The organism is Candidatus Methylomirabilota bacterium (assembly GCA_035315345.1).
In the GTDB taxonomy this organism is placed as follows: domain Bacteria; phylum Methylomirabilota; class Methylomirabilia; order Rokubacteriales; family CSP1-6; genus CAMLFJ01.
The window spans coordinates 80,002-102,167 of the sequence record DATFYA010000193.1; the positions used below are offsets into that span (position 1 = coordinate 80,002).

Consider the following 22,166-nt stretch of genomic DNA (forward strand, 5'->3'; position numbering starts at 1 on the left):
GCTACGGCACCGCCCCGGTAGCCTCCAGGTTCGCTCGGCGGACCGCGGTCACGAACGCTCGATAGGGCACGTCGGTCGCCGACACCAGCCCGATGTGGTAGTTTTCCCCGTCCAGGAGTCGGCCCGTCAACGGCTGGTCGACGTACTGGAACCAGTGACATCCCACGAATGCCGGATTGTCGCGCACGGTCTCGAGATACCTGGCGTAGGCGGTACCCCGCGCGTCCTCTGTGCCGACGTCCACCAGACCTGGTCCGAACATGCCGCGATCCGTGGACCCGAAATGGAACTCGCCGATGATCACCGGCTTGGCTAGCCGACCGAGCCCACGCCAGGGCTCGCCGTCGACTCCGCGGGAGTAGACGTTGAAGCTCACGACGTCGCAGTACTGAGCGCAGGCGGCCACGGCCTCGGGCGTCCGGGTCCAGAAGCGGCTCCCGAGATAGAGATGGGCCGGATCGTATCGCCTGAGCGTGTCGGCTACCGTGCGGTAGTAGGCGTCGGCCAGCGCGCGAGTGAGGTGGCTCAGGTCGGCCGCGATCTCGGGATGAGCATCGCTGGGTAGCGGCATCTTGAAATCGGGCGATCGAAGCTCGGCCCAGGAGTCCAGGCGAATGCCCCAGGCTGCGGCCAGGCGTGCCGGCGTCCCGTGTCGCGCGGCCAGGATGTCCACGAATGCCGCTTTGGCCGAGCTGCCGGAGCCGAGCGCGAGGACGCCGTAGGCCAATCCGTAGCGCAGCCGGGGATCGGAGGAATCCCCCGGGCCCCACGCTAGCTCGTTGTCCACGAAGTAGCCGATCAAGAAACGATCGTTCCGTCGAGGCGCGGCTACCGTGTGGGCCGCTTCCTCGACTGCCGCCGCGAAGCGAGGGTCGAACGGGTCGGGCACTCGTACGCCCCAGTCACCGCCGCTGTTCAGCCGGGCGAAGTCTCCGGTGATCGAGAGCGGCACCACATAGGGAATGCGGCCTCGATCCCAGAGCTCCGTCTCGCTCCAGTTCCCGATGGTGTTGAACCCCCATGCCCGGAGACGATCGAGAGTCATGTCCCGCCACGCTTCGCGCCAATCCGGCCCGTGTCGTCGCTCGAGATTGGCGGTGTAGAAGTTGAACCAGCGGCCGTGGTCGAACCCCCCGCGCGCGTGTGCCGGAAATCCGGACTCGGCGCGTCTGAGGCGGCTGTCGCTCTCCCCAAAGTGATCGTGAGAGGACTCCTGTGGTCCCGGGAGGTTTTGGAACATGAACTCCCGGCCCTGGACGTACGTCGCGCCGACACTGGTTCGGATCGCGTCCACTCCCACTGAGAAGAACCGGTTGCCCTCCGGCGTCACCAGCCACCAACGGCCGTTCACGTATTCGACGCGGAAGAAGCCGCTTGCCCGGAGCGGTGGCGACGTGGGCATTCCCCCGAAGCGATCACGCGGAGGCAATTCCGCGGTCCACTGTTCCGTCTGTCGCGCTTCTGCTGTCCACTGGGCCTGGAGATCTTCCGGCGACGTTGCCTTCTCCGGCCAGCTCTGGCGGCTGTACTGACCGTAGCGGTCGACGATCCGACGATAGGCGTCCTGGCTCTGCGGTGACCCCTCGATGAGACGGACATCCCCGAAGACCAGCCGCCGAGGCTTGGGCGGGCTCGGCACGACGAGTCGGAGGGCGGCAACCCGCCGCAGGTCCATCGCCCCCTTCACCTTCCGGATCACATGGGCGCCCGGCGGCACACCTGGGACCGGAGGCCCGACCTGCATCCCCATCGAGAGCGGATCGGCCGCTAGGAAGGGCAGAACGAGCGTTGTCGTGGCGCCCGGTGGCAGCCATGCCCACCACGACACCGAGCCTCGGGCTCGAGAGTCTCCGTCGGGCTCGTCCGCGTGAATGGAGAGACCGATGGCTTCATTCTCACGATTTTCTACGGGCAGCACGAGGGCCGCCGCGCTCGACCAGTCCCAGGTGTTGCCGGAACTACCGATGACGATCTGCGGAAACTCGCCGCGCGGGAAGTCGACCAGAGCGGCCGCCTGACCGTGGTTTACCGCGTGACCCTCCGACACCTCGACGCGGGCGTTGACCGCTCGCACCGTCGCTGCCTGCTGCGGATCGGCGAAACTCAGCAGCGCGATGTGCCGGATTTGATGAGAGCAGCCGCCATGCGCAACGAGGGTGACACTCAGAAGAGCAAGAACTGTGGAGAGGGGAAGACCGGCCGGTAGCACGATGTGGCGCCCCAAACCACTAGCGCCACTAGCCGACCGTGGTCGACTAGTGGCGCCTTGTATCTGCTGGAGAGGAGTCTAGCCCTTCTTGTTCAACCAGCGACGCTTCGACGCCATACCGACGGCGGTCAAGGCGGAGCCGAGTAGCAGGATCGAGGCGGGCTCCGGAACCGGGGTCAGATCGCCGGCGAACAGCAGACCGAACGGCGTCCCGATGGTGCCGTTCAGGACGCGCTGGTAGACGGCGAAGTCGATGTCGTGGCTGCCGGTTCCCAGAAGAAGACCACTGATAACGCCGTTCTCGGCGGGCTCGCAACCGATCGCACCGGCTGCGCAGCGGGTGTCCTGAATTCCATTGCCCGCAATCTGCTCCACGCCGTCCACCAAGATCCGCGCGGTATCGTCAGCCCAGATATTCAGGCTGAGATTCGCGGGCCCCGTGAGGCTGAAGCTGTAGTTGAATGTTACCGTCTGGTTGCCCGGGTCGGCATTGGGCGCCGCGACGTCCGGGCCCACCGTGCCATGCCCGGCATTGAAGGAGACCCATACCCCGCTCGACGTCCCCGGGTTGTTGGGCTGCCAGGCCGGGTTCGGGGTGGTGATGTCCACGACCGCTGCCGGGCACGCGACCGCCCCGCCGACGCAGGTCAACGTGCCAACTCCGTCACCAGCGCCCGACGAGAAGATTGCGATGGCCGGCGCCGCAGTGAAGCTACCGAGCACCGCTACCACCGCGAGGGCAAGTACGGCTGCCGTCTTGAGCATGCGTTTACCTCTCCTCTCTGGTCACTACGTTCCAGCAGATAGCGTTGACAGTGAAGCAACTCCCATGCCCGTGTCAAGGTATGTTAAATAGTAATATTATCAGATACTTGATGGGATAGCGCGCGGGTGACATATGAAACCTGCTTCATAAGCATGGTTGCTGTGCTTCAGGCCCTCGAACCAGCGTTCCACACTGATTCCTATGGTCTGGCCGTGATCCGGGGAGACGGCTGACCGACGTGAACGTGGGCGCCCGAAGCCGCACCCGCGACCGCTCCCCACGCGCTTATGAAGGGTATGCCCTGGGATCGCAGGTACTCCATCAACGCCCGGCCCTCCGGACTATCCGGGTGGACAGCTATATCCAGCGCGTTGCGATGATCGAATCCCATCCGATCGTGCAGGGACGTCTGACCATAGGCGCTGATCGGCAGTGGCCGCCCGAAGCGGCTCTGGAAGAACCGCTCGAGTCCTCGCGTGCCTTGGGCGAGCGACCACGACGCGGTGCCACCGAAGCGAACGAGCCCCGGCGTTTCCTCGTAGCCGCCTCGGGAGAGCGGCGTCAGGCGGGCCAGGGATTCCGCCACGTGAGCCTCCAGCAGCACTCGATCGGTATCGGAGATCGCACGGCGGGTCTCGTCCACGTTTCGCTGGGCGTCGGCAAAGGCCTTCTGGCCCTCCTCGAACTCCCGCCGAGAGAGCACCCCTCTCTCGTAGAGGTCCTGTCGAAGCTCCGCCATCTCCTGATGCCGCGCGAGCTCGCGTTCGTAGGCCGCGAGCACCCGCTCGAGCGAAGCCCGGTACTTGGCCGTTGCAGCCGCCACATCGGCCGCCGCCCTCTCGAGCGGATTCCGCACTGCAGAACCAGCCTCCGCGGCGCCGATGATCAAACTGAAGGCCAGAATGCATAACACATTGATACCTATGGCAAATCTCATATCCGTCTCGTCGAGTGTATCAAGGCTTGGACGGTTTTCGTCAGCGGAGACCTGAAGTCGACCAGAACAAGCGTAGGCGGTCGTCGTATCCTGGCGATTTGCATGAGGCAATCCAAGTGGCCCTCTCCTTGCTCGGCCTTTGACCAGGACCATGAAACCTGTGCAAGATTCGGACAAGCGACACGCGAATGGGCACCCGGCAAAGCGCTGGCTGGTGGTCGTGGCTAGAGGTCAGACGGACCTCTACGCCCATCTCGTGCAGGCCTTCTCCCGCGACGGGAAGGTAAAAGTCATCCTGGATCGCCGAAAAGACGACTCGCGCAACTCGCCACAGGTGACTCACCGCCTCCGGACTCACGGGGCGGTCATCATCCGGCAGGCCGGTTAGAAGAATTTACGGGCTCAAGGTCGCCATGCGTACGATGGTAGCCAGGATGAGAGCTGAGGTTCACGGCCCAGACCGGCGCCGTTTCCCACGGATGCGAACGGCGTGGCCCGTTATCCTTGAGTCTGCGGACGGCCGCGTCGGGGTTGGCCAGGTCGTCGACACCAGCCTCTCCGGCATGCGCATCAACACGGACCTGGAGGTCCAGCCCGGCACGGCCCTCATCCTGCGCATCACGCTGCCGAAGGATACCGGTCGCATCGAGGTTCTCGTGAAGGTTGCCCGACGGGATGCGCGTGGGTTCGGTGTCTCGTTTCTCACGCTGGGCGAAGGCGAGGCCGAGCGAATCGCGCCCTTCGTCGCTCCGGGAGACATTCGACGGTGGGCGCGCCGGGTCGCGATCGGTTTGCCGGTCCGGATCGAAGTTGGCTCGCAAGACACCGATGTGATCGCGGGGCGCACCGTCGAGCTGAGCACATCAGGTGGCCGGCTCACCATCGAAGGCAGTCTCTCTCCTGGTGATGTCGTGATCATCGAACTGCCGGGCCCCGAAGTCGGCGCTACCCTGCGGCTTCCCGCGCTTGTCTGGGAGGCCTATACGGGAGGCGCGGTCGTGGTGTTCGCCAACATCGCTCGGGCGGAGTATGTGAAGCTTCGCGACTACCTGACCCATTTCCAATAGCTCCCCCTATCCCAACCCCCGGCCGAAATGTGGTGACGGCGAGGGGGCCCAGCTGTGACAATTCTTGCACCCTGAGCTTCTCGACAGCCACGCATCATGCTGATTTAATGACCAAAGACTGTGTGGCACATGCGTTGCTGTCAATCCACCGACACTGCTTTGGCATGCACCGCTGGGGGAGCGAAGGCTAGAATAGGGGCCCCCGGCCGCGGCAGTAGCGGGACGCTTCGGTCGGTGCCATTACGGCCGGACCGCTGAACTTTCTGACAGGAGGGAGAGGGCGATGGACAACGTGGCGGAGCCAGCAACGAGCCTCGACACTCGCAATCCACTGAGCAAGTGGGTGGCCGAGATGCAGAGCGTAGTCGGCATGGTGTCCTCCCTCCTCGAGGAAAGCGAACGGCATCGGACGATCGCGGAATCCGCCCAGCGCGAGCACGGCGAGCTCCGGGAAGAGCTGGGTCGGCTACGCGCCGAGCTGGATCGCCAGCGCGGCGACCTGGAGCGTCAGCGCGCGGCCACCGACACTGCCATCCAGGAGCGTGACGAGCTTCGGTCCGAGATCGCGTCCCTCCAGGCGGACAATGAGCGCCTTCGTAGCGAGCAGGTGGAGGCCGGGGAGTCGGCGGCCAAGCTGCTCGGGGAGATGAAGGAGCTGGTCACGCAGGTCGCCCACAAGTTTCAGGGCCCATCCAAGTCGAGCCCGTTCGCCCGCGAGCCCCGACCTCCTCAGTCCTGAGGATTCCGTGACACCCTCTGCCGATGCGCCAAAGGCCACGGAGCCGCGTGGCGAGTCTGCGCTCGGCGAAGTTCGCGCGCTGCTCGACGAGCTGACCGCCGCCCATCACCAGACCGTCCAGCAGGAGCGGCTCCGAGCGTTTCGCGAGATGGCCGGCGAGGTCGCCCACGACTTCAACAACACGCTGTCCGGTATCCTCGCGCGAGCGCAGCTGCTGCTCGCCGACGTCCAGGACCCCGACGTCCGGCGGTCTCTGCGAATGATCGAGCAGGTGGCCCTCGAAGGGGCATGGGTCGTTCGCCGCTTCCAGGACTTCAGCCGGACGCGTCCGGCCCGCCCCTTCCATCCGGTCGACCTCAACCAGCTGGTGGACGAGATCGCCAACTCGGCCCGCTCGCGCTGGAGCCAGCAGCTGACCGCCCGGGGCATCGTGGGAGACGTGCGGGCCGAGATCGCGCCGGTTCCGATGGTCTCGGGAGACATGGCCGAGCTGCGTCAAGTCCTGACCAGCATGGCGCTCAACGCTCTCGACGCCATGCCCGAGGGGGGAAACCTGACGTTCCGCACCGGACGGGAAGGCGGGCGGGTCTTCTGCCAGGTCATGGACACCGGCATCGGGATGTCCGAGCAGACGCGACAGCACGTCTTCGATCCCTTCTTCACGACCAAGCGCGAGAAGGGCAAGGGATTTGGTCTGAGCGGCGCGTATGCGGTCGTGGACCGACACGGTGGGGAGATCACGGTCGAGAGCGAGCCGAGCAAGGGCGCCGTCTTCACGGTCTGGCTTCCGGTCGCCGCGGATGCCGCCGAACCGGCGGCCTTCACCGCGCGCCCGGCCCCGGCGATCGTCTCGGCTCCTGCGCCCAAGCCGGTGCCGGGTGCCAAGATCCTCGTGGTCGATGACTCCGAGGAAGTCCGCGAGGTGCTGCGCGAATTGCTCAGCCGGCACGGCTACACCGTAGTGACCAGCCCGGACGGCGAATCGGGTCTGGTGGAGCTGGAGGCCCGCGTCTTCGATCTCGCCATGGTCGACCTGGGCCTGCCCGGCATCTCGGGCCTCGAAGTCGCGCACCGCCTGAAGAGCCGCCGGCCCGCCACCCGCGTCGCCCTCATGACGGGGTACGGCGACCGGATGGGATCCGAGGACGTGAAGTCCAAGGGCGTCGACTTCGTGCTCGCCAAGCCCTTTTCGCTCGATCAACTTCGCTCAGTCGTCGATCACGCGCTGTCGCAGAACCAGAACCCCGCCTCGGGCAGCTGACCGCCGCTCGGCCCGGCGGCCCCCCGCCGGATGCGCCTGCAGCGTCACGGCACTTTCTTACCGTGCAAGGAGTGCGAGGGTTTCTCGCGCTCATCAACCTCGGCGTCTCCGATTATTTCAAGAACGTATGACAGCGAGTTGCGAGCGGCGCTATACTTCGCACACCGCACGTCGACGAGGAAGATTACGCGCGCGGGAGATAGGTTGGTCTTCAACATGTCGACAGTCACGTCGCAGCGATTGCCTCTCATCAGCGTCATCATTCCGACCTACAATCGCGCGGCACTTCTGCGACGCGCGATCGACTCGGTCTACGCGCAGGAGGGTGTCGGCGAGCTGTTCGACGTCGAGGTCCTCGTCATCGACGACGGATCGACGGACACGACGCCGACGGTGGCGAGCTCCTACGAGGGGCTGCGCTACATTCGCCCGAGCACGAACAAGGGCACGTCCGGTGCGCGCAACGTCGGCCTCGACGCCGCCGTCGGAGAGTACGTCGCGTTCCTCGATGACGACGACAGCTGGCTCCCCTGGAAGCTCCGCCGGCAGCTGCAGGTCGTCGAGGAGCGCAGCGAGGTCAGCCTGGTCTACGGACAAGAGGTGAAGCGCTCTGACCGTGCCGTCTGGGTCTGGCCGGACCCGCAGGATTCCCCGACCGGCTGGATGCATCGCTCGCTGCTGATGACGTGCCCGGTCAACACCTCCAGCGCGCTGATCCGCCGCAGCCATCTCGATCGCGCCGGTCGGTTCGACGAGAACCTGCGGTGCTGGGAAGACTACGACATGTGGCTTCGGCTCGCGCTGCAGGGCCCGTTCCGGTTCCTGCCCGGCCCCGCCGTGATCTACCAGGTGGCGGCGTCGGGCCGCTTCCTCAGCTCTGTGCTCACCGGGGAGTCCGAGCGGGATCTCCGAAACATCGTCCAGGCGGCCCTGGATCGACTGCGCGCCCGCGAGGAAGTCTCGGCGGACTTCCAGGCCCACGTCGAAGCCGGAGTCGTCACGAGAATCGCCGGCCAGCTGCTCGCGCTGCAGGAGAGCAGCGTGCTCCGCACCTTTCTGCTTCGCGCCATCCAGCAGGCCCCGTGGCTGGTGCGGATGACCGAGCTGCGCTGGATGCTGTCCACCGCGGCGGCATCGACCGGACTCGGGACCGGCCCCGATCTCGACGCCGTGCGAGAGTTTTGCTCCAAGGTGAAGACCGCGTGCGCGGGAGGCGGCCCCCGCCAGTGGCTGGCCACTCGGCGGCTCGAGGCGGAGATCTGGCGGAAGGTCGCGGTCGCCCTTGCCGAGGTCCCGCAGGGAGGTCATCGGCAGGCGGTGAGAGCCGCGGTGCGCTCGGTCTCGCAGCATCCGGCCACCTTCGGCCGGGCCTTGCTGCGGATCCTGGTCGGAGCCGTTCACTAGTCGATTGTCACGACGCATCACGCCGGGCTCGCCTTGTGTCTTGACAGGCGACCTAGGATGGCAACAGGACGATGGCGGTTCTGCCCCGCGGCATCAAGCAGGCATCCGCGAGCCTGCTCAAGCGAGCAGCTCGAGCGGCCGGCTACGAGATCATCCCCTCTTGGCGCTTCGATCATCTGGGCCTCTCCACGCATCTGCACGACCTGTTCGAGCGACTGGCCATCGATTGCGTGATCGACGTCGGCGCGAATCGAGGCCAGTACGGCCGGTTCCTCAGGACGGAAGTCGGCTACCGCGGCTATATCGCGTCGTTCGAGCCGCAGTCGACGGCACTGAAGGAGCTCCTGGGGGGGGCCTGCGACGACTCGCTCTGGAAGGTCTTCGGGGTGGCCCTGGGCAGTGAGCGGGGGGAGCTGCCGCTCAACGTGATGCAGGAGAGCGCGTTCACGTCTTTCCTGGCCCCCGACCCATCGGCGGTTCCCACGCTGGCACGCCTGAACTCCGTCGTTCAGGTGGAGATGGTGCCGGTCCGGCGGCTCGACGACATGATGGAGCAGGTCCGGGCCGAGTCCGGGTGTCACAGCATCTATCTGAAGCTCGATACTCAGGGGTACGACCTCGAGGTGATCAAGGGGGCGAGCCTCACCCTCGGCTCCATCGCGGCGCTGCAGACAGAAGTCTCGGTCCTGCCCATCTACCGGCACATGCCCAACTGGCTCACGTCGCTCAAGACTCTCAAGGAACATTCGTTCGACGTGACCGGTCTCTTTCCGGTGAGCCAGGATCCGGCGCTCCGCGTCGTCGAGTTCGACTGCGTGGCCGTGAATGGGGCGTTCAAGCGCACACCCGCCCCGCCTCGCTGACCCCGTCACCCTCCCCGGTCCAGACGCGAAGAAACCGGAGCGCCGACGGCGCCCCGGTTTCGATCATCGCGATGGTGGACGATACTGGACTTGAACCAGTGACCCCCGGCATGTGAGGCCGGTGCTCTGCCGACTGAGCTAATCGTCCGTGGCTGCGATAGTAGCGGGTTGCCCCGCCGGTTTCAAGCGCGGCGCCAGCAGCAGAACACGATTCCTTGCAGCGTGGACAGCACGATCAGCATCAGATCGTTCAGCAGATAGACCGACAGGAACTGGCTGGTGAACGCTCGCACCGCCAGGATCACCGGCAGTGCCACGACCAGGTTGACCACGAAGAAGACCACCGAGGCGCCGACCAGCTCGAGCGCGCAGTGCACCGCGGTCTTGAGCCTCGCCCTGACGAGACCGAGCACGCGCGCGCCCACGACGACTGCGCCCAGCGACGTGGCCGCGGTCAGCAACAGCAGAAAGACCTGGTCCACGGAAGCCGCCTAGAGGAACCCGGCGACGCGATAGTACACGCGGGCGATGGACTCGATGACAATCTGTCGCAGCAGGTTCAAGCGGTCCTCGGGTCCGCCGCCCAGGTCGAGCGCACCCACCGACGGGTCGGCGATCACCGTGAAGCCGACTCGCTCGAAGGAGCGCATCGCTCGGAGCAGGCCCGCCGCGTCGGCCACGAGCATCACCCGGTGGATGCCGCGTGCGGCGAGGAGGGCACGAATGTGGACCGCCTCTTCGCGCGTGGTACGGGCGGTCGAGCTGGCCAGGATCGCCGAGCCGGGCAGGCCACAGTCGCGCGCGAGGGCGACACGCGCGGAAGCCTCGTCCTGGGCGCCGTCGGCTCTAGACCCCGAGAAGACCACGAGGGGTGCGACCCCGCGCCGGTATAGGGTGATGCCCTCGACGGTTCCCCGCAGGGACGCGTCGGTCAGGACCCCGGTGGCGGACACCCCGCCCGCGCCCAGGACCACGATCGCCTCCGCCGAATCCCCACCGGCTCCCGACCGCGACGGGGCCAGCCAGTACGCCCACAGGTTGACGAGCGGCGTGAATCCCGTGATGAAGAGCAGGACGAGGGTGATCCCGCCGAGCCGGCGGAGGGCCGGCATGCTAGCGGTCCGGACCGGCCCGGTGTGCCTGGAGGCTCTTGGCGCGCGCGCTGCGGATCACCGCGCTCCGCTCGAACAGCTCGCCGATGACGATACCGGCCGCCGCCGCGTTTCCCACCTCGTTCCAGTGGCCGCGGTTGGGCGGCGTGTTGAAGAAGCCGCGCACCGAGACATGATTCCCCTCCGCATAGTCGAGCATCGGACGGGACATGCCGAGGTACGGAATGCCCTCCCGCCTCGCGAAGGTTTCGAAGCGCCGCTCCGAGTACGCGACCTCCTGGTAGCCGTGGGCCGTCAGGTACGCGGTCCGCTCGGCCACGTCGGGGTTTTCCTGGATCTCGGTGCCGATGGTGGCCAGCCACAGCTCGGCGCCATGCTGCCGCGCTTCCTCGGCGATTCGGCCCAGCAGCCCTTCCGCCACCTGCCACGCTTCCTCCACCTCGGCGCTGGCGTGGGCTCGGAACCAGATGTCGACCGGGTATACGTAGCGTTCGTCATCGGCTTCGGCCTGGGCTTCCGCGAACGTTCCCTTCGCCAGGGCCCCGATCTCGCCTTCCATCCTCCCGATCTTCTCGGCACCCTCACCGAGGGCCTGTCGCAGCAGGAGCAGCAGGCGATACTGATTCATCAGGTTCTTGAGCGTGCCGTTGCGTCGCCTCACCTCGAGGGAGGCGGCCGCGGGCGGGTGGCTTCGCGGATCGGGGACCAGGCGCCCGTCCCGGATGAGATAGAACGGCTTCGGGGCCGCCACCGTGTCCAGCCGGCGGCTGCAGGTCGGCACCGAGATCGGGCTCACGAATACCATCACGATCTGAGGCTGGAAGTCCCACACCCGGTGGCGCAGCATCAGGTACTGCTGCGCCAGCGTGCTCCCGCCCTGGGCGAAGTTCAGGACCTCGAAGGACTGTCCGGACTGGCCCAGCGTGCGGTTGAGCGTCCGCTCCAAGACCTGGGCCATGGTCTTTTCGATCGGCACCTGGGTGGCGGCCACGAGGGAATCGCCGAGCAGGGCGATGCGGGTCGTGCCGGGGCTCGGCGTCACGCTCCGCTCGCGATCGCGCATGCCGAGGCTGTTGATCCGGACGCGGTTTTCGCCTTCCTTGACCTCCCATCCTTCCGCGTTCGGGCGGTACGTGGTGTAGATGACCGGATCGCTCTCGTAGAAGGAGTACTCGTAGCGGACACCCGCGAGGCGCAAGCCGACTTCCAGCAGCGCCACGAAGAGCACGACCACCACCGCCGTCGCGATCAGATCTCTAAAAATTCGCATAGACGAAGGGATTCGTTCCGGTCTGTCGAGCCAGGAAGAGAAGCGACATGAACACGCAGGCGACCGCGATACAGGTCACCGCAGACCACTGCATCCACCGCGGCAGGCCCGCCGGCAGCCCCATCCCCTTGTTCCGGCGCACCGCGTCGGCCAGCTCGGTCAGCACGTAGGCCGGCAGTGCGATCCAGGCGTGGTGGTTGGGAGGCGCCATTACCGCGGCCAGGGCCGCGCTGAAATCACCCACCCCCGCGCCGAGCCCGCCGAGCAGTCGGGCGGCGTCGCCAAAGGAGGGAGCGCGGAAGAACGTCTCGCTGAGCGACACGACGTGATAGGTCACGATCATGCCGACGACGGTGCCCGCGGTCAGCAGCTCCGGATGACGGCGCCAGAACTTCTGGCGACGCGCCGAGGTCAGCACGTCCGCCACCAGGAACGCGGCGTTCACGAGCCCGAACGCGACGAAGCCCAGGGTGAAGCCGTGCCATACCGCGATCAGCATCATGTTCACGACCACGCTGACCACGAGACCCGCCGCGCCCCAGGTCCGGGTCGCCATGCGCAGTGGCATGAACACGTAGTCCCGAAGCCACGAAGTCAGCGTCATGTGCCAACGTCGCCAGTACTCGCTGATGCTGGATGCCGAGAACGGCGCGTCGAAGTTTTCTGGTCCCTTGAGGCCGAACAGCAGGCCGATGCCGAGGGCGATGTCGGCCAGCCCGGAGAAGTCGGCGTAGAGCTGCACGGGGTACAGGTAGAAGGCCAGGACGCTCGGGAGCGATGATCCGGAGTCGAGGTGGCGGTATCCGTAGTCCACGATCAAGGCGAGGTTATCGGCCACCACGAACTTCTTGAAGAAGCCCAGGAGGATCCGCGTCACGCCCTCGAACGTCCTCCCCCGCCCTGCGCTCCCGCCGGTGTCCAGCTGCGGCAGGAATGACGACGCCCGCTCGATCGGCCCCGCCATCATCTGCGGGAAGAATGCCACGTACGCCGCGAACGGCACCAGGCCGCGCTCCGCCCGCACCGTGCCCCAGTGCACGTCGAGGAGGTAGCTGATCAGCCGGAAGGTGTAGTACGAGACCCCGAGAGGAATCGCGATGCTCACCGCTGGATGCAACATCGCTCGGGTCTTGAACGCCACGATGTATACGATCAGCCCGGCTACCACGACGAGGGTGAGCCGGGGCGCCAGCGGCCGTCCGCGCGAGCTTTCGATGTAGAGGGCCGCGTAGTAGCAGATGACGGTGATGGCGAGGAGCGCCACCGCCATTCCCGGATTCCAGGTGCAGTAGAAGACGTACGACGCGATCAGCAGGACGTGGGGGCGCCAGCGTCGCGGCGCGAGCCGGAACAGCGCGACGGACAGCGCGACGAAAAGCAGGAACTCGACCGAGGCCAACGGCATGAGCGAGCGGACTCCCTAGGACAGCTTCTTCTGAACGAGGTCCGCGAGGTCGCCGACGTTCATCAGCGCGGCCACCTCGGCGGTGGTGAATCGGATGCCAAACTCTCGCTCGACCGCCACGATCAGGGTGATGTGCGACAGCGAGTCCCACGCCGGCACGTCAGTCGCGGTCATGTCCCGGGTGAGCTGCAGATCCGGCTCGTCGAAAACGGTGCGAAAGATGGCGGTGAGCCGGGGCTGGATCACCTCGTCCATGACTCAGCGCCCCTCCGCGGCCCGGATGAACACCCCGCGCGGCGTGTACTCGGCGACCGGCAGGACCCAGTCGATCCGCCCGTCCGCGTGCTCAACCGTCTTCCGGAAGTCGAACCGCGTATAGAAGTCCTTGACCATGGCGTTCTTCGAAGTCGGGATGTACGAGGCGGCGACGGAGGACAGGCCCCAGCGCCGAGCCTGCTCGACCACGTGGTTCATCAAATATTCCTCGACCCCGCGGGTGAGGACTCGGCAGCTCATCAGCCAGTCCGAGATGACCGCGGTGTTGGCCGCCCGATCGGGCCTCACCACCACGATGGAGATCAGGCCATGATCGCCGAACCGGTCGCGAAGACTGGCGGTGAGGGGCAGGCAACCCTCGATATCGTTCATCATGGCTTCACACTGCGCCTGATTGTGCCGCTGGGTCGTGAGATTGAACTGGTTGCTCCGCTGCAGCAGCTGGGTGATCCGGCCAAGCTGCTCGGGCGTGAACCGGGTCACCTCGATGGTCATCTCCAGCGACTGCAGGTAGTCCTCGAAGCTGGGCGCGGTGGTCTCGGCGAGCCGGCGCTGAGCCTCCTGGCGATAGAGCGTGGAGCGCTGCGCGTCCTCCGCGGAGAAGGCGGTCGTCTCGAAGAGGTTCAGCTCGACCAGGGTCTTCACGTAATCGGCCGGATCGTCCGGCAGCTCGGGAACCATCACGTCGGGCAGCAGGGTGCGGACCGCGGCCCGCTCGAAGGGGTTGTCGTCGAGGAAGAGCATCGAGTCGAGCCCGATGTTCAGCGCGTCGCGGATCGAGGCGATGTTCTGCGGCTTGTTCTCCCAGTTGGCCACGAACACCGTGATGTCGTCCAGCTTGAGCACCATCTCGGAGTTGATCTCGAACGGCCGCACCGCGTTCTCGTGCTCGTTCTTGCTGCACACCGCGAGGAGGATGCCGCGGTTCTTCAGCTCCTTGAGGAAGCACTGGAACCGGTGAAACGCCTCGCCGTCCCCGTGCGCGGCGATCTTGATCCCGTGGGGGCCATCGTCGCCGACCACGCCGCCCCAGAGCGTGTTGTCCAGGTCGAGGACCACGCACTTCACCGCCCGGCCCTTGGTGGCGAGGGTGACGTCGACGATGCCCTGGGCCACCAGGGGGAGATGCTCCATCGCGGTGGGCAGCTTGGCGATCGCCCACAGGCGCTCGTCGAACCACGACCGGCGCCCGACCCAGGAGGCCACCTCCTCCAGGTCCACCAGGAGGAGGTTGCGGCTGCGGGCCTCCGAGACGATCGCTGCATTGACGTCCGAGACGATGGTCGAGAGCGAGCCGGGAACCTGCCGGTCGTACTGGCCGAAGAGTCGCTCGAAGGGGGCCACCAGGGTGGTCTGAAGCACGGTGGCCTGGGTATGCGCCCGGAGGGCGTCCCACACCCCGGTCAGGCGGCTCACCGTCTCGTCGCGGAAGTCGCCCGCGGAGCCGGACCGCTGATAGAACTTGTCGCGGAGCGCCTGGACCGTGTTCAGGACGATCACGACCTCCGGATCGTGCCGGTAGAGACCCGACCGCGGGTTGCGGGCTTCACCCTCCGCGGCGTCGAAGGCCCCTTCGTAGATGTCGGCATCAAGGCCGTGGCGGGAGAAGAGCACCCGCAGCAGCACCGTCAGGTGCTGGGTCGCGCAGTCGCCTATTACCGCGAGGCGAATCTTCTTATTTGCCGGGCGCTCTGAAGCGGACGTCTCACGTGATTCTTTGAGCAGCTTGAAGTAGTCGAGGTCTCGGCGTGCACTCATGTACGGGTCACCGTTCCTGAGGATGGGTGCGCGTATGGCGTGAATGCCCCGCGCACGGAATGGAATTCATTTCTCTGTGTCCCGGCTTCGTCTGTACAGCAAGCAAAGTGCCACGGCCAGATCGGTGAGGGTAGCACAACCGATTGATTCTCTTGCGATTGGCAGCCGCTGACGCCGAGAAGTTCTCTCTCTTGGTTGGGCAAACATCTTCCCTCGCTTCATAATTCTGCATGTACCTCTCGGAGTCACTTGACCGGTGGGACGTAAATTCAATCCCGATCGTCGTTTCGGACTAACGCATCCGATGCATGGTTTGCAGGGATGCCGGTTGCTCAGCGTGGTCAGTGAGCGACCACCCGCGTGCTGTTCTCCCCGATATGATCGCCCAGCCCGCTCCGGACCTGATCGGTTGGGTGCGCGCGGGCGAGCGCATCTTCGGAGCCGTCTTGTAGACGCTGCAGGAGCACGAGTGGCACCGCACACGCGCGGACCGGCTCGAGCAGGAGAACCGCCAGCTGCAGGACGAGATCGAAGTGATCCGTGCGGAGCTGGCCGCCTACCGAGCCGAGCGGGTCGAAGGGGCGGACACGCTCAGCTGGCCACCCGCGCCATCGAACGGCTCGCCCGGCGCGCCGACTAGATTGCGACGGGCACCTCGCCCCGGCCGGCCGGGGCGTGGCCGAATCGCACGGTGGTGTAGCCCAGCGCGTGGGAGGTGCCGCGAGGCTGTCGGCGCTCGGCGCGGCGCCGGTCGTCAGCCGCCTGCCGGTGCACCTCCCGGCGGTCGCGCTGACGCCGCTCCATGATGATCTTCACGCCCCGCACTCCCAGGAACGACCGCTCGAGATGGTCGTACAGCTCGCCCTCCCCCGCCTTGATCACGAACAGATAGGTCACGTCGGGGAAGGACTGCGAGGGCAGAGCGGCCAGGATGTGCTGGAGATGGCGGCGGCACACGCCGTGAGTCTCGCTGTCGTCGTCGAGCGGCGCGCGCTCGCCGAGGAAGGCCGGTCCTCCTTCTCGCTGACACCAGGCGCAGAAGGCTCTCAAGATTCTGGCGATGATAGCACGAGCGGACGGCGGGCCGGTGGCGTTTGGCGCTCCGGAGCGCCGGGTGTAGAGTCGGAACGCGCGCACGCTCGTTACTTTCGCGCGCTGGAGGACACCATGATCCGCACTGCGAAGCTGACTGCCGTGGCAGTGGCGCTCTTCACGTCCGCGGCGTTCGCCCAGGCCCCGACCCCCGACAAGCCGGGCGCGGTTCAGACCGGGTCGAATGTGAGCATCGAGTACACGCTGAAGGACGAGGCTGGCCAGGTGCTGGACACCAACAAGGGCAAGAGTCCGCTGGTCTTCACGCAGGGTCAGCAGCAGATCATCCCCGGCCTCGAGCGCGAGATGATCGGCATGCGCCCGGGCGAGGAGAAGAAGGTCGTGGTGAAGCCGGAGGACGCCTACGGCCCCGTCATGCCCAACGCCCAGACCGAGGTGCCCAAGGACGCGATCCCCAAGGAGGGCCTCAAGGTGGGCACGGCGCTCATGGCCCGCAGCGGCTCCGGGGAGACGCGCCCGGTAGTGGTGAAGGAGATCAAGGAGACCACCGTGGTCCTCGATCTCAACCACCCGCTCGCGGGGAAGACGCTCTTCTTCGACGTCAAAGTACTGGGAGTCGAGCCGCCGAAGCCAGCGCCGACCAAGTAGCGGAGGCTCAGACTCCGAGGGTGCGGAGAAAGCCGGCGGTCAGCCTCCCGGTGTAGATCTCCTCGACCGCGCCCTTCAGCCGGATCGACCAATCCGGGCGCACGTCGATCGACAGCTCGCCGCCCGGCATGCGCACCGTCACCAGGCCGTGGTCGCAGAGGCCGTTCTTCACCGCCGCGCACGCCACCGCGCTCGAAGACGATCCGGACGCCAGCGTCCACCCCGCCCCGCGCTCCCAGATCAGGATGTCGACCTGGGATCGAGAGGCCACCCGGGCCCACTGCACGTTGATGCGATTGGGAAACGCGGGGTGGTGCTCGACCTGAGGCCCGAGCCGGCGGACCACCGCTTCGTCCAGCCGGTCGGTGAAGATGACGCAGTGGGGGTTACCCACCGAGACCGCGGTGATCAGCACCGTCTCGCCGTCCACCTGGAGCGGAACCTTCACGACTTCCCGCTCCGGTCCGTTCATCGGGATCTCGGGGGCCACGAAGGTGCAGCGGCCCATCTCGACGGTGACCAGGCTCATCTGTCCGTCCACCACGTGACACCGGCACTCCACCCGGCCGCCCTTGGTCGCCACCGTGAAGGTGTCGCGCCGGGCGTGGCCGTGATCGTAGAGATACTTGGCGAAGATGCGGAGTCCGTTGCCCGACTTTTCCGCCTCGCTGCCGTCCGGGTTGAGGATGCGCAGCCCGAAGTCGGCCCCGTCCCACGCCTCGGTGAGGAGCAGGATGCCGTCCGAGCCGACGCCCCAGTTTCGGTCGCAGATACGGGAGATCTGCCACTCGCTGAGCGGAGCCGACAGGTCCGCGGCGTCCATGACGATGTAGTCGTTGCCGAGCCCGTGACCCTTCGCGAAGGGAATCATGCGCGGCATCATACCTTCGGCGGCGCCGCGAGCCAATCACGCAGCCGCTCGGGCAGCGCGCGCACGTCGGCGGGCAGCCGGTGCCGCCACTTCGCGGCGAAGCGTGCCAGGGCCGCGCGGCGCTGGGCCAGGTCCGCCCGCGGCCTCGTGGGCGCGTCCGCGCCGGTGCGCGTGCCCCCGCCCCGGTGGACGAACGGCGCGCTCACCACCGCGCAGCGAAGGCCCAGCTCGCGCACCGAGAACGAGAGGTCACGATCGTAGCCGTGGAAGAAGCCGTAGCCTTCGTCGAATCCGCCCACGGCGTCCAGCACGTCGCGCGGCAGGAAGAGGCAGACGCCGTCGACCGCCGCCACCTCGACGGTGGGCGCGCGCAGGTTCTCCTCCCCGGCCAGACAGTGCACGATGGTGCGGCCCACGTAGCGCCCGTCGCGCCGCAGCCGGCGCACCCCGTAGAGCCCGGCCAGCCCGATGCGCGCGCTCGACCGCACCGCGGCGCCCAGCTGCTCGAGGCAGCGCGGGTCGCGCATCTCGGTGTCGTTGTGCAGGAAGCACAGCAGCTCGCCGGTGGCCAGCTCGGCGCCCTGATTCAAGGCGCGGATGAGACCGACGTTGTCCTCGTTGCGACGATAGCGGACCGGCCGAGTGCGCTCGAGCTGGTCGAGGTATTCGGCGGTGCCGTCCGAGGACGCGTTGTCCACCACGCACAGCTCGAACGGCACGCTGCTACCCTGGAGGCTGTCGATGCAGGTCCGGGTGAGCGCGACCTGGTTGTGGACGACCAGCACCACGCTCGTCGCCGCGGCGGCCACCGCGGGGCCGGCCCGGCCCCCGACTCGCCTACCGGTCGGCGAGCGGGACGTACTTGAGGTCGATCGCGCCCGTGTAGTCGGAGCGGGGCCGGATCAGCCGGTTGTTGCCGTGCTGCTCGAGCACGTGCGCGGCCCAGCCCGCGATCCGGCTCATCGCGAAGATCGGGGTGAACTGGTCGGTGGGAATGCTCATCGCGGAGTAGGCCGCGCCGGAATAGAGATCGACGTTCGGGAAGATGTGCTTCTCGGAGCCGACCACCCGGACCACCGTGTCCAGGATCTCCACCCGGCTGGTATCGCCCACCTGCTGACCGAGCTCGAGGGCGAGCCGCTTGAGGTGCTTGGCCCGCGGATCCTCGACGCGATAGACCCGATGGCCGAAGCCCATGATGCGCGCCTTGTCGGTGAGGGCCTTGCGGATCCACGCCTCGGCCTTCGCCGGGTCCTTGATCTTCTCCACCATCAGCATGACCTGCTCGTTGGCTCCGCCGTGCAGCGGGCCCTTCAGCGCTCCGATGCCCGACACCACCGCGGAGTGCAGATCCGAGAGGGTGGCCGCGGTGACGCGCGCCGCGAAAGTGGAGGCGTTGAATTCGTGGTCGGCGTGGAGGATCAGCGCGGTGTCGAAGGTCTGGGCGGCGAGCGGGGTAGGCTTCTTGCCGCTCATCATGTACAGGAAGTTTCCGGCCAGGTTGAGCTTCGGGTTCGGCGTGATCGGCGTCTTCCCGCGCCGAATGCGCTCCCAGGCCGCGACCAGGGTGGGCAGCTGGGCGGTGAGGCGGAGAGACTTCCGCAGCGTGGCCTCGCGGCTGTTGTCGGCGGCGTCCGGGTCGAAGGTCGACAGCGCCGACACCCCGGTGCGGATCACTTCCATCGGGGTCGTCTTCCTGGGGAGCAAACGGAGCATCGCGACGAGCTTGGGCGGGAGCTTGCGATTCGCGGTGGCGGACAGCGCTTTGATATGCGCGTCCAGCTCTTTCCGCGAGGGCAGCCGGCCCTGCCAGAGGAGGTAGGTCACCTCCTCGAAGGTCGAATGCGCCACCAGGTCGTCCACGTCGTAGCCGCGATAGATGAGCCGCCCCTTGCGCCCATCGATGAAGCAGATCTCCGACGGAGAGACGACGACGTCCTCGAGACCGGCCTTCAGAGGGTTGACCGCGGCGTCCGTCATGGTCTTCCGGTTCTCCCTTGGTGGCGGTTGGAAACGACTGTTTCTACCACACGCCCCTGGTGACTTCAAGGCGCGCTCCGCCGTACACTGCCCCGGTGCGCGAGTCCCGCGTCGCGGTCGTCGACTTCTATGATCGTCACCCCATCAACGAGGCCCAGGTCCTCGAGTCCGCGCATGCTCACGCGCATCGTGTCGGCGATCTGCGCCCGGAAGATCTCTGGCCGTGGGATCAGGATCACTACGGTGGGCTCCGCGCGGTGGAGACGCTCGCGCGCCGCGCCGCCATCCGCCCGGGCATGTCGGTGCTCGACGTGTGTGCGGGCCTCGGCGGGCCCGCGCGCTTCCTCGCCCATCGGATGGGCGTCTCCGTCACCGGGGTGGACCTGACCCACTCCCGCTGCGCGGCGGGCCACCGTCTCACCGTCCTGGTGCGTCTCCATCCGATGGTGCGGCTCATCCGGGCCGACGCCCAGGTCCTGCCGTTCCGGGCCGCCGCGTTCGACGCGGCGGTCAGCCAGGAGGGGCTGCTGCACGTGCCGGACAAGGGCGCGGTGCTGGCGGAGGTCGCGCGCGTGCTGCGCCCGGGCGGGCGCCTCGCCTTCAGTGACTGGGTGGCCCGGCCGCGCCTGGGCGACAACGAGCGCCGGCGGCTCGACGAATGGATGGTCGCGGTGAGCCTGCAGAGCATCGACGCCTACCGGGGACTCCTGGCCGGCGCCGGCTTCGACTCCATCGAGGCGGAGGATCTCTCTCCCGAGTGGATCGAAATCCTGCGCGAGCGCCTTCGGATGTATCGCGCCCTGCGCGAGCAGACCATCGCGCGCCTGGGCGCGGCCCGCTACGACGAGTACAATCAGCTCTACGCGTTCTTCGTGGGCCTGGTGGAAGCGGGCAAGCTCGGAGGCGCGCGGTTCAGCGCAGCAGCCGGTCCAGCGCCTTCCTGAGGTCCTTCGGCTCCTTGACCCGGACGTCGGTCGGCACGATGCTCATCGAGCCGGCGGCGCCGGTGAGCCGGGCTTTCACCCGGTTCGATCCCTGGGTGACGGTCACGTCCATCGCGGTGCGGCCGTCCGTCAGCGCATAGCTGCCGGCCCCGGTGACCCGGATGTCGCGCGCCACGTAGACGAGATCGTCCGTGTGCGCGACGCCGTCGGCGATCGTGTAGCTGGCGGTGATCGAATCGAAGCTCAGGGGCGAGCGCGGACCGGGCCGCGCCGCCTTCGGGTCGAGGGTCGCGGATACCAGATCGGTCAGGGCCAGCGCCTGGCTGAGCGCGCTCGGGAGATCGGGTCCGACCACGCGCCCTGGGCCCACGGACAGGCGCCCCGATCCGCGCATGGTGGGCAACATGCCGGGCAGCTGGAGGCTCGATTGGCCGGTGAGATCGAGCGGCCCGGTCACCGCGTTGCGCTGGCAGAGGTAGTCCACCAGCACCGGCTCGAGCTGCATGCCCTTCACCGTGATGTCGCGCAGCGTGACGACGCGCGGCGGCCCCGGGCCCATCGTCAGCCGGAACGTGACGGTCCCCTTCGCGACCTTGGCCTGCACCAGCTGGCTCTCGAGCCGGGGCGGCGCGTACACGAGCGGCATCCGCACGTCGACGAGCGCCAGCGTGCGGGGTCGGGTATCGCCGCACCGTGGATCGCGCCGCGACAGCGTGAGCCGATCGAAGCCGAGCGCGCCGCTGGCGGTGAGCCGATTCATGGTGCCGGCCAGCTCGAGCCGGCCCCGCAGCGGGCCGGACACGCCGGTGCCCATACCGATGGCCGACGCGGCCGCGCTCACATCGCGGCTCTCCACGTCGATCGTGGCCTTCAGCTGGGCATCGCCCACCGGGCGGCCCGATGCGAGCGTCACCACCGCCTCCGCGATCGTGAGCTTGACGCCGCCCGGCCCCTGGGCCTCTCCCAACGCCCGTAGCCCGCCCGCGCTCTGGGTCACGGTCAGGTTGATGCGATCCACGGTCAGGCGGCGGCCCGGCGTGTCGTAGTCCACCGTCCCGTTCGCGATACGAATGCGCGTGAGCGGCACTGCGGCGGTGGCCGGCGCCGCCGCGCGTCCCTTGCCCACGCGAGGCGGCGCCGCCGGGCCCGGGCCGCCGCTGCCGCCGAGCGTCGCGATGTTGAGGTGGCCCGCCGCGTCCTCGACCACGTGGACGCGCGGCTCCTGCAGGAGGAGATTGGCCAGGTCCACCCGGCCCTGGAACAGCGACCACAGGCGGATCCGCATGCGCCCCTCCGCGACGGTCATGACGGGCGCGGAGCCGAACGCGGGATCTTCGGCTACCTGCAGGCCACGCAGGCGCACCGTCGGCAACGGCAGCGCGGTGATGGAGAGACTGTCGAACTTGACGGGCCGGCCCAGCGCGTGACCGGCCGCTTGCTGGATGTACGCCTGGATGGCGGGCGTGTCGAGCAGCCACGGCAGGGCGAGAATCGAGCCCACCACGATCACCGCCACCGCGAGCAGTCCGATCAGGGCCCACTTCAGCATGATCGGGCGTCAGCCTGAGCGCGGCGCGCGGCCCCCGGACGGGCCGGCCGCGCG

General features: G+C 67.4%; 21 protein-coding genes and 1 tRNA gene. 7 read left to right on the plus strand and 15 right to left on the minus strand.

From position 1 onward, the window contains the following. Position 1 precedes the first annotated feature (1 nt). From VKN16_24985 to VKN16_24995, 3 genes are all read right to left on the minus strand, one after another. Positions 2-2,224 (minus strand): beta-agarase, encoded by a 2,223-nt coding sequence (locus VKN16_24985; protein ID HME97476.1) that lies wholly within the window; start codon positions 2,222-2,224, stop codon positions 2-4. A 63-nt stretch (positions 2,225-2,287) separates the two neighbouring features. Beyond that, positions 2,288-2,974, minus strand: coding sequence for a PEP-CTERM sorting domain-containing protein (locus VKN16_24990; protein ID HME97477.1), 687 nt, complete (start codon positions 2,972-2,974; stop codon positions 2,288-2,290). 200 nt (positions 2,975-3,174) lie between these two features. Next, positions 3,175-3,912, minus strand: coding sequence for a hypothetical protein (locus VKN16_24995; protein ID HME97478.1), 738 nt, complete (start codon positions 3,910-3,912; stop codon positions 3,175-3,177). A gap of 434 nt (positions 3,913-4,346) precedes the next feature. Here VKN16_24995 and VKN16_25000 point away from each other — a divergent pair, with 434 nt between their 5' ends. The 5 genes from VKN16_25000 to VKN16_25020 all read left to right on the plus strand — a co-directional run bounded on the left by VKN16_25000 (position 4,347) and on the right by VKN16_25020 (position 9,246). After that, positions 4,347-4,979: a PilZ domain-containing protein gene (locus tag VKN16_25000; GenBank protein HME97479.1), complete on the plus strand. Its 633-nt coding sequence runs from the start codon at positions 4,347-4,349 to the stop codon at positions 4,977-4,979. A 283-nt stretch (positions 4,980-5,262) separates the two neighbouring features. Next, positions 5,263-5,718, plus strand: a complete 456-nt coding sequence (locus VKN16_25005) for a hypothetical protein (GenBank protein HME97480.1) — start codon at positions 5,263-5,265, stop codon at positions 5,716-5,718. 7 nt (positions 5,719-5,725) lie between these two features. Continuing rightward, positions 5,726-6,979 carry an ATP-binding protein gene (locus tag VKN16_25010; GenBank protein HME97481.1) on the plus strand — a complete coding sequence of 418 codons (1,254 nt, stop codon included), beginning with the start codon at positions 5,726-5,728 and terminating at the stop codon, positions 6,977-6,979. A gap of 216 nt (positions 6,980-7,195) precedes the next feature. Further along, complete coding sequence (locus tag VKN16_25015) at positions 7,196-8,383, plus strand: glycosyltransferase (GenBank protein ID HME97482.1); 1,188 nt, start codon at positions 7,196-7,198, stop codon at positions 8,381-8,383. Positions 8,384-8,454: 71 nt separating this feature from the next. Next, the gene (locus tag VKN16_25020) at positions 8,455-9,246 is read left to right on the plus strand and encodes an FkbM family methyltransferase (protein HME97483.1); all 792 of its coding nucleotides are present in this window, start codon (positions 8,455-8,457) and stop codon (positions 9,244-9,246) included. 72 nt (positions 9,247-9,318) lie between these two features. Here VKN16_25020 and VKN16_25025 read toward each other — a convergent pair. The 8 genes from VKN16_25025 to VKN16_25060 form a co-directional block, all read right to left on the minus strand. Beyond that, positions 9,319-9,394 (minus strand) — tRNA-Val (locus tag VKN16_25025). 34 nt (positions 9,395-9,428) lie between these two features. After that, entirely contained in the window at positions 9,429-9,728 is a 300-nt protein-coding gene (locus VKN16_25030) for a hypothetical protein (protein HME97484.1), read from the minus strand. Positions 9,729-9,737: 9 nt separating this feature from the next. Beyond that, positions 9,738-10,358: a YdcF family protein gene (locus VKN16_25035; GenBank protein ID HME97485.1), complete on the minus strand. Its 621-nt coding sequence runs from the start codon at positions 10,356-10,358 to the stop codon at positions 9,738-9,740. Position 10,359: 1 nt separating this feature from the next. After that, entirely contained in the window at positions 10,360-11,628 is a 1,269-nt protein-coding gene (locus VKN16_25040; GenBank protein HME97486.1) for a hypothetical protein, read from the minus strand. After that, entirely contained in the window at positions 11,615-13,033 is a 1,419-nt protein-coding gene (locus tag VKN16_25045) for an MBOAT family O-acyltransferase (GenBank protein ID HME97487.1), read from the minus strand. The genes VKN16_25040 and VKN16_25045 overlap by 14 nt, the downstream gene beginning before the upstream one ends. 15 nt (positions 13,034-13,048) lie before the next feature. Further along, the gene (locus tag VKN16_25050) at positions 13,049-13,288 is read right to left on the minus strand and encodes an acyl carrier protein (protein ID HME97488.1); all 240 of its coding nucleotides are present in this window, start codon (positions 13,286-13,288) and stop codon (positions 13,049-13,051) included. 3 nt (positions 13,289-13,291) lie between these two features. Further along, positions 13,292-15,067 carry an HAD-IIIC family phosphatase gene (locus VKN16_25055; GenBank protein HME97489.1) on the minus strand — a complete coding sequence of 592 codons (1,776 nt, stop codon included), beginning with the start codon at positions 15,065-15,067 and terminating at the stop codon, positions 13,292-13,294. A gap of 636 nt (positions 15,068-15,703) precedes the next feature. Further along, complete coding sequence (locus VKN16_25060; GenBank protein ID HME97490.1) at positions 15,704-16,117, minus strand: hypothetical protein; 414 nt, start codon at positions 16,115-16,117, stop codon at positions 15,704-15,706. Positions 16,118-16,234: 117 nt separating this feature from the next. On the opposite strand from VKN16_25060, the gene VKN16_25065 reads away from it, so the two are divergent. After that, entirely contained in the window at positions 16,235-16,768 is a 534-nt protein-coding gene (locus VKN16_25065) for a peptidylprolyl isomerase (protein ID HME97491.1), read from the plus strand. A 7-nt stretch (positions 16,769-16,775) separates the two neighbouring features. Here VKN16_25065 and dapF read toward each other — a convergent pair whose 3' ends face one another. Genes dapF through VKN16_25080 form a run of 3 tightly spaced genes read right to left on the minus strand, consistent with a single transcriptional unit; the run spans position 16,776 to position 19,619 of the window. Continuing rightward, positions 16,776-17,639, minus strand: a complete 864-nt coding sequence (gene dapF, locus VKN16_25070) for a diaminopimelate epimerase (GenBank protein HME97492.1) — start codon at positions 17,637-17,639, stop codon at positions 16,776-16,778. A gap of 8 nt (positions 17,640-17,647) precedes the next feature. Continuing rightward, positions 17,648-18,448: a glycosyltransferase gene (locus VKN16_25075; protein HME97493.1), complete on the minus strand. Its 801-nt coding sequence runs from the start codon at positions 18,446-18,448 to the stop codon at positions 17,648-17,650. 28 nt (positions 18,449-18,476) lie between these two features. After that, entirely contained in the window at positions 18,477-19,619 is a 1,143-nt protein-coding gene (locus tag VKN16_25080; GenBank protein HME97494.1) for a citrate/2-methylcitrate synthase, read from the minus strand. A gap of 95 nt (positions 19,620-19,714) precedes the next feature. Between VKN16_25080 and VKN16_25085 the strand changes: the two genes are divergently transcribed. Then, positions 19,715-20,563, plus strand: coding sequence for a methyltransferase domain-containing protein (locus VKN16_25085; protein ID HME97495.1), 849 nt, complete (start codon positions 19,715-19,717; stop codon positions 20,561-20,563). Here VKN16_25085 and VKN16_25090 read toward each other — a convergent pair. Then, positions 20,532-22,112 carry an AsmA-like C-terminal region-containing protein gene (locus tag VKN16_25090; protein HME97496.1) on the minus strand — a complete coding sequence of 527 codons (1,581 nt, stop codon included), beginning with the start codon at positions 22,110-22,112 and terminating at the stop codon, positions 20,532-20,534. The genes VKN16_25085 and VKN16_25090 overlap by 32 nt on opposite strands. Between the last annotated feature and the right edge of the window lie 54 nt (positions 22,113-22,166).

Excerpts from the sequence above, each read along its gene's own strand:
- VKN16_24990 (HME97477.1), bottom strand. The coding sequence starts at position 2,974 with ATGCTCAAGACGGCAGCCGTACTTGCCCTCGCGGTGGTAGCGGTGCTC.
- VKN16_24995 (HME97478.1), bottom strand. The coding sequence starts at position 3,912 with ATGAGATTTGCCATAGGTATCAATGTGTTATGCATTCTGGCCTTCAGT.
- VKN16_25000 (HME97479.1), top strand. The coding sequence starts at position 4,347 with ATGAGAGCTGAGGTTCACGGCCCAGACCGGCGCCGTTTCCCACGGATG.
- VKN16_25005 (HME97480.1), top strand. The coding sequence starts at position 5,263 with ATGGACAACGTGGCGGAGCCAGCAACGAGCCTCGACACTCGCAATCCA.
- VKN16_25015 (HME97482.1), top strand. The coding sequence starts at position 7,196 with ATGTCGACAGTCACGTCGCAGCGATTGCCTCTCATCAGCGTCATCATT.
- VKN16_25020 (HME97483.1), top strand. The coding sequence starts at position 8,455 with ATGGCGGTTCTGCCCCGCGGCATCAAGCAGGCATCCGCGAGCCTGCTC.
- VKN16_25035 (HME97485.1), bottom strand. The coding sequence starts at position 10,358 with ATGCCGGCCCTCCGCCGGCTCGGCGGGATCACCCTCGTCCTGCTCTTC.
- VKN16_25040 (HME97486.1), bottom strand. The coding sequence starts at position 11,628 with ATGCGAATTTTTAGAGATCTGATCGCGACGGCGGTGGTGGTCGTGCTC.
- VKN16_25045 (HME97487.1), bottom strand. The coding sequence starts at position 13,033 with ATGCCGTTGGCCTCGGTCGAGTTCCTGCTTTTCGTCGCGCTGTCCGTC.
- VKN16_25050 (HME97488.1), bottom strand. The coding sequence starts at position 13,288 with ATGGACGAGGTGATCCAGCCCCGGCTCACCGCCATCTTTCGCACCGTT.
- VKN16_25055 (HME97489.1), bottom strand. The coding sequence starts at position 15,067 with ATGAGTGCACGCCGAGACCTCGACTACTTCAAGCTGCTCAAAGAATCA.
- VKN16_25065 (HME97491.1), top strand. The coding sequence starts at position 16,235 with ATGATCCGCACTGCGAAGCTGACTGCCGTGGCAGTGGCGCTCTTCACG.
- dapF (HME97492.1), bottom strand. The coding sequence starts at position 17,639 with ATGATTCCCTTCGCGAAGGGTCACGGGCTCGGCAACGACTACATCGTC.
- VKN16_25080 (HME97494.1), bottom strand. The coding sequence starts at position 19,619 with ATGACGGACGCCGCGGTCAACCCTCTGAAGGCCGGTCTCGAGGACGTC.
- VKN16_25090 (HME97496.1), bottom strand. The coding sequence starts at position 22,112 with ATGCTGAAGTGGGCCCTGATCGGACTGCTCGCGGTGGCGGTGATCGTG.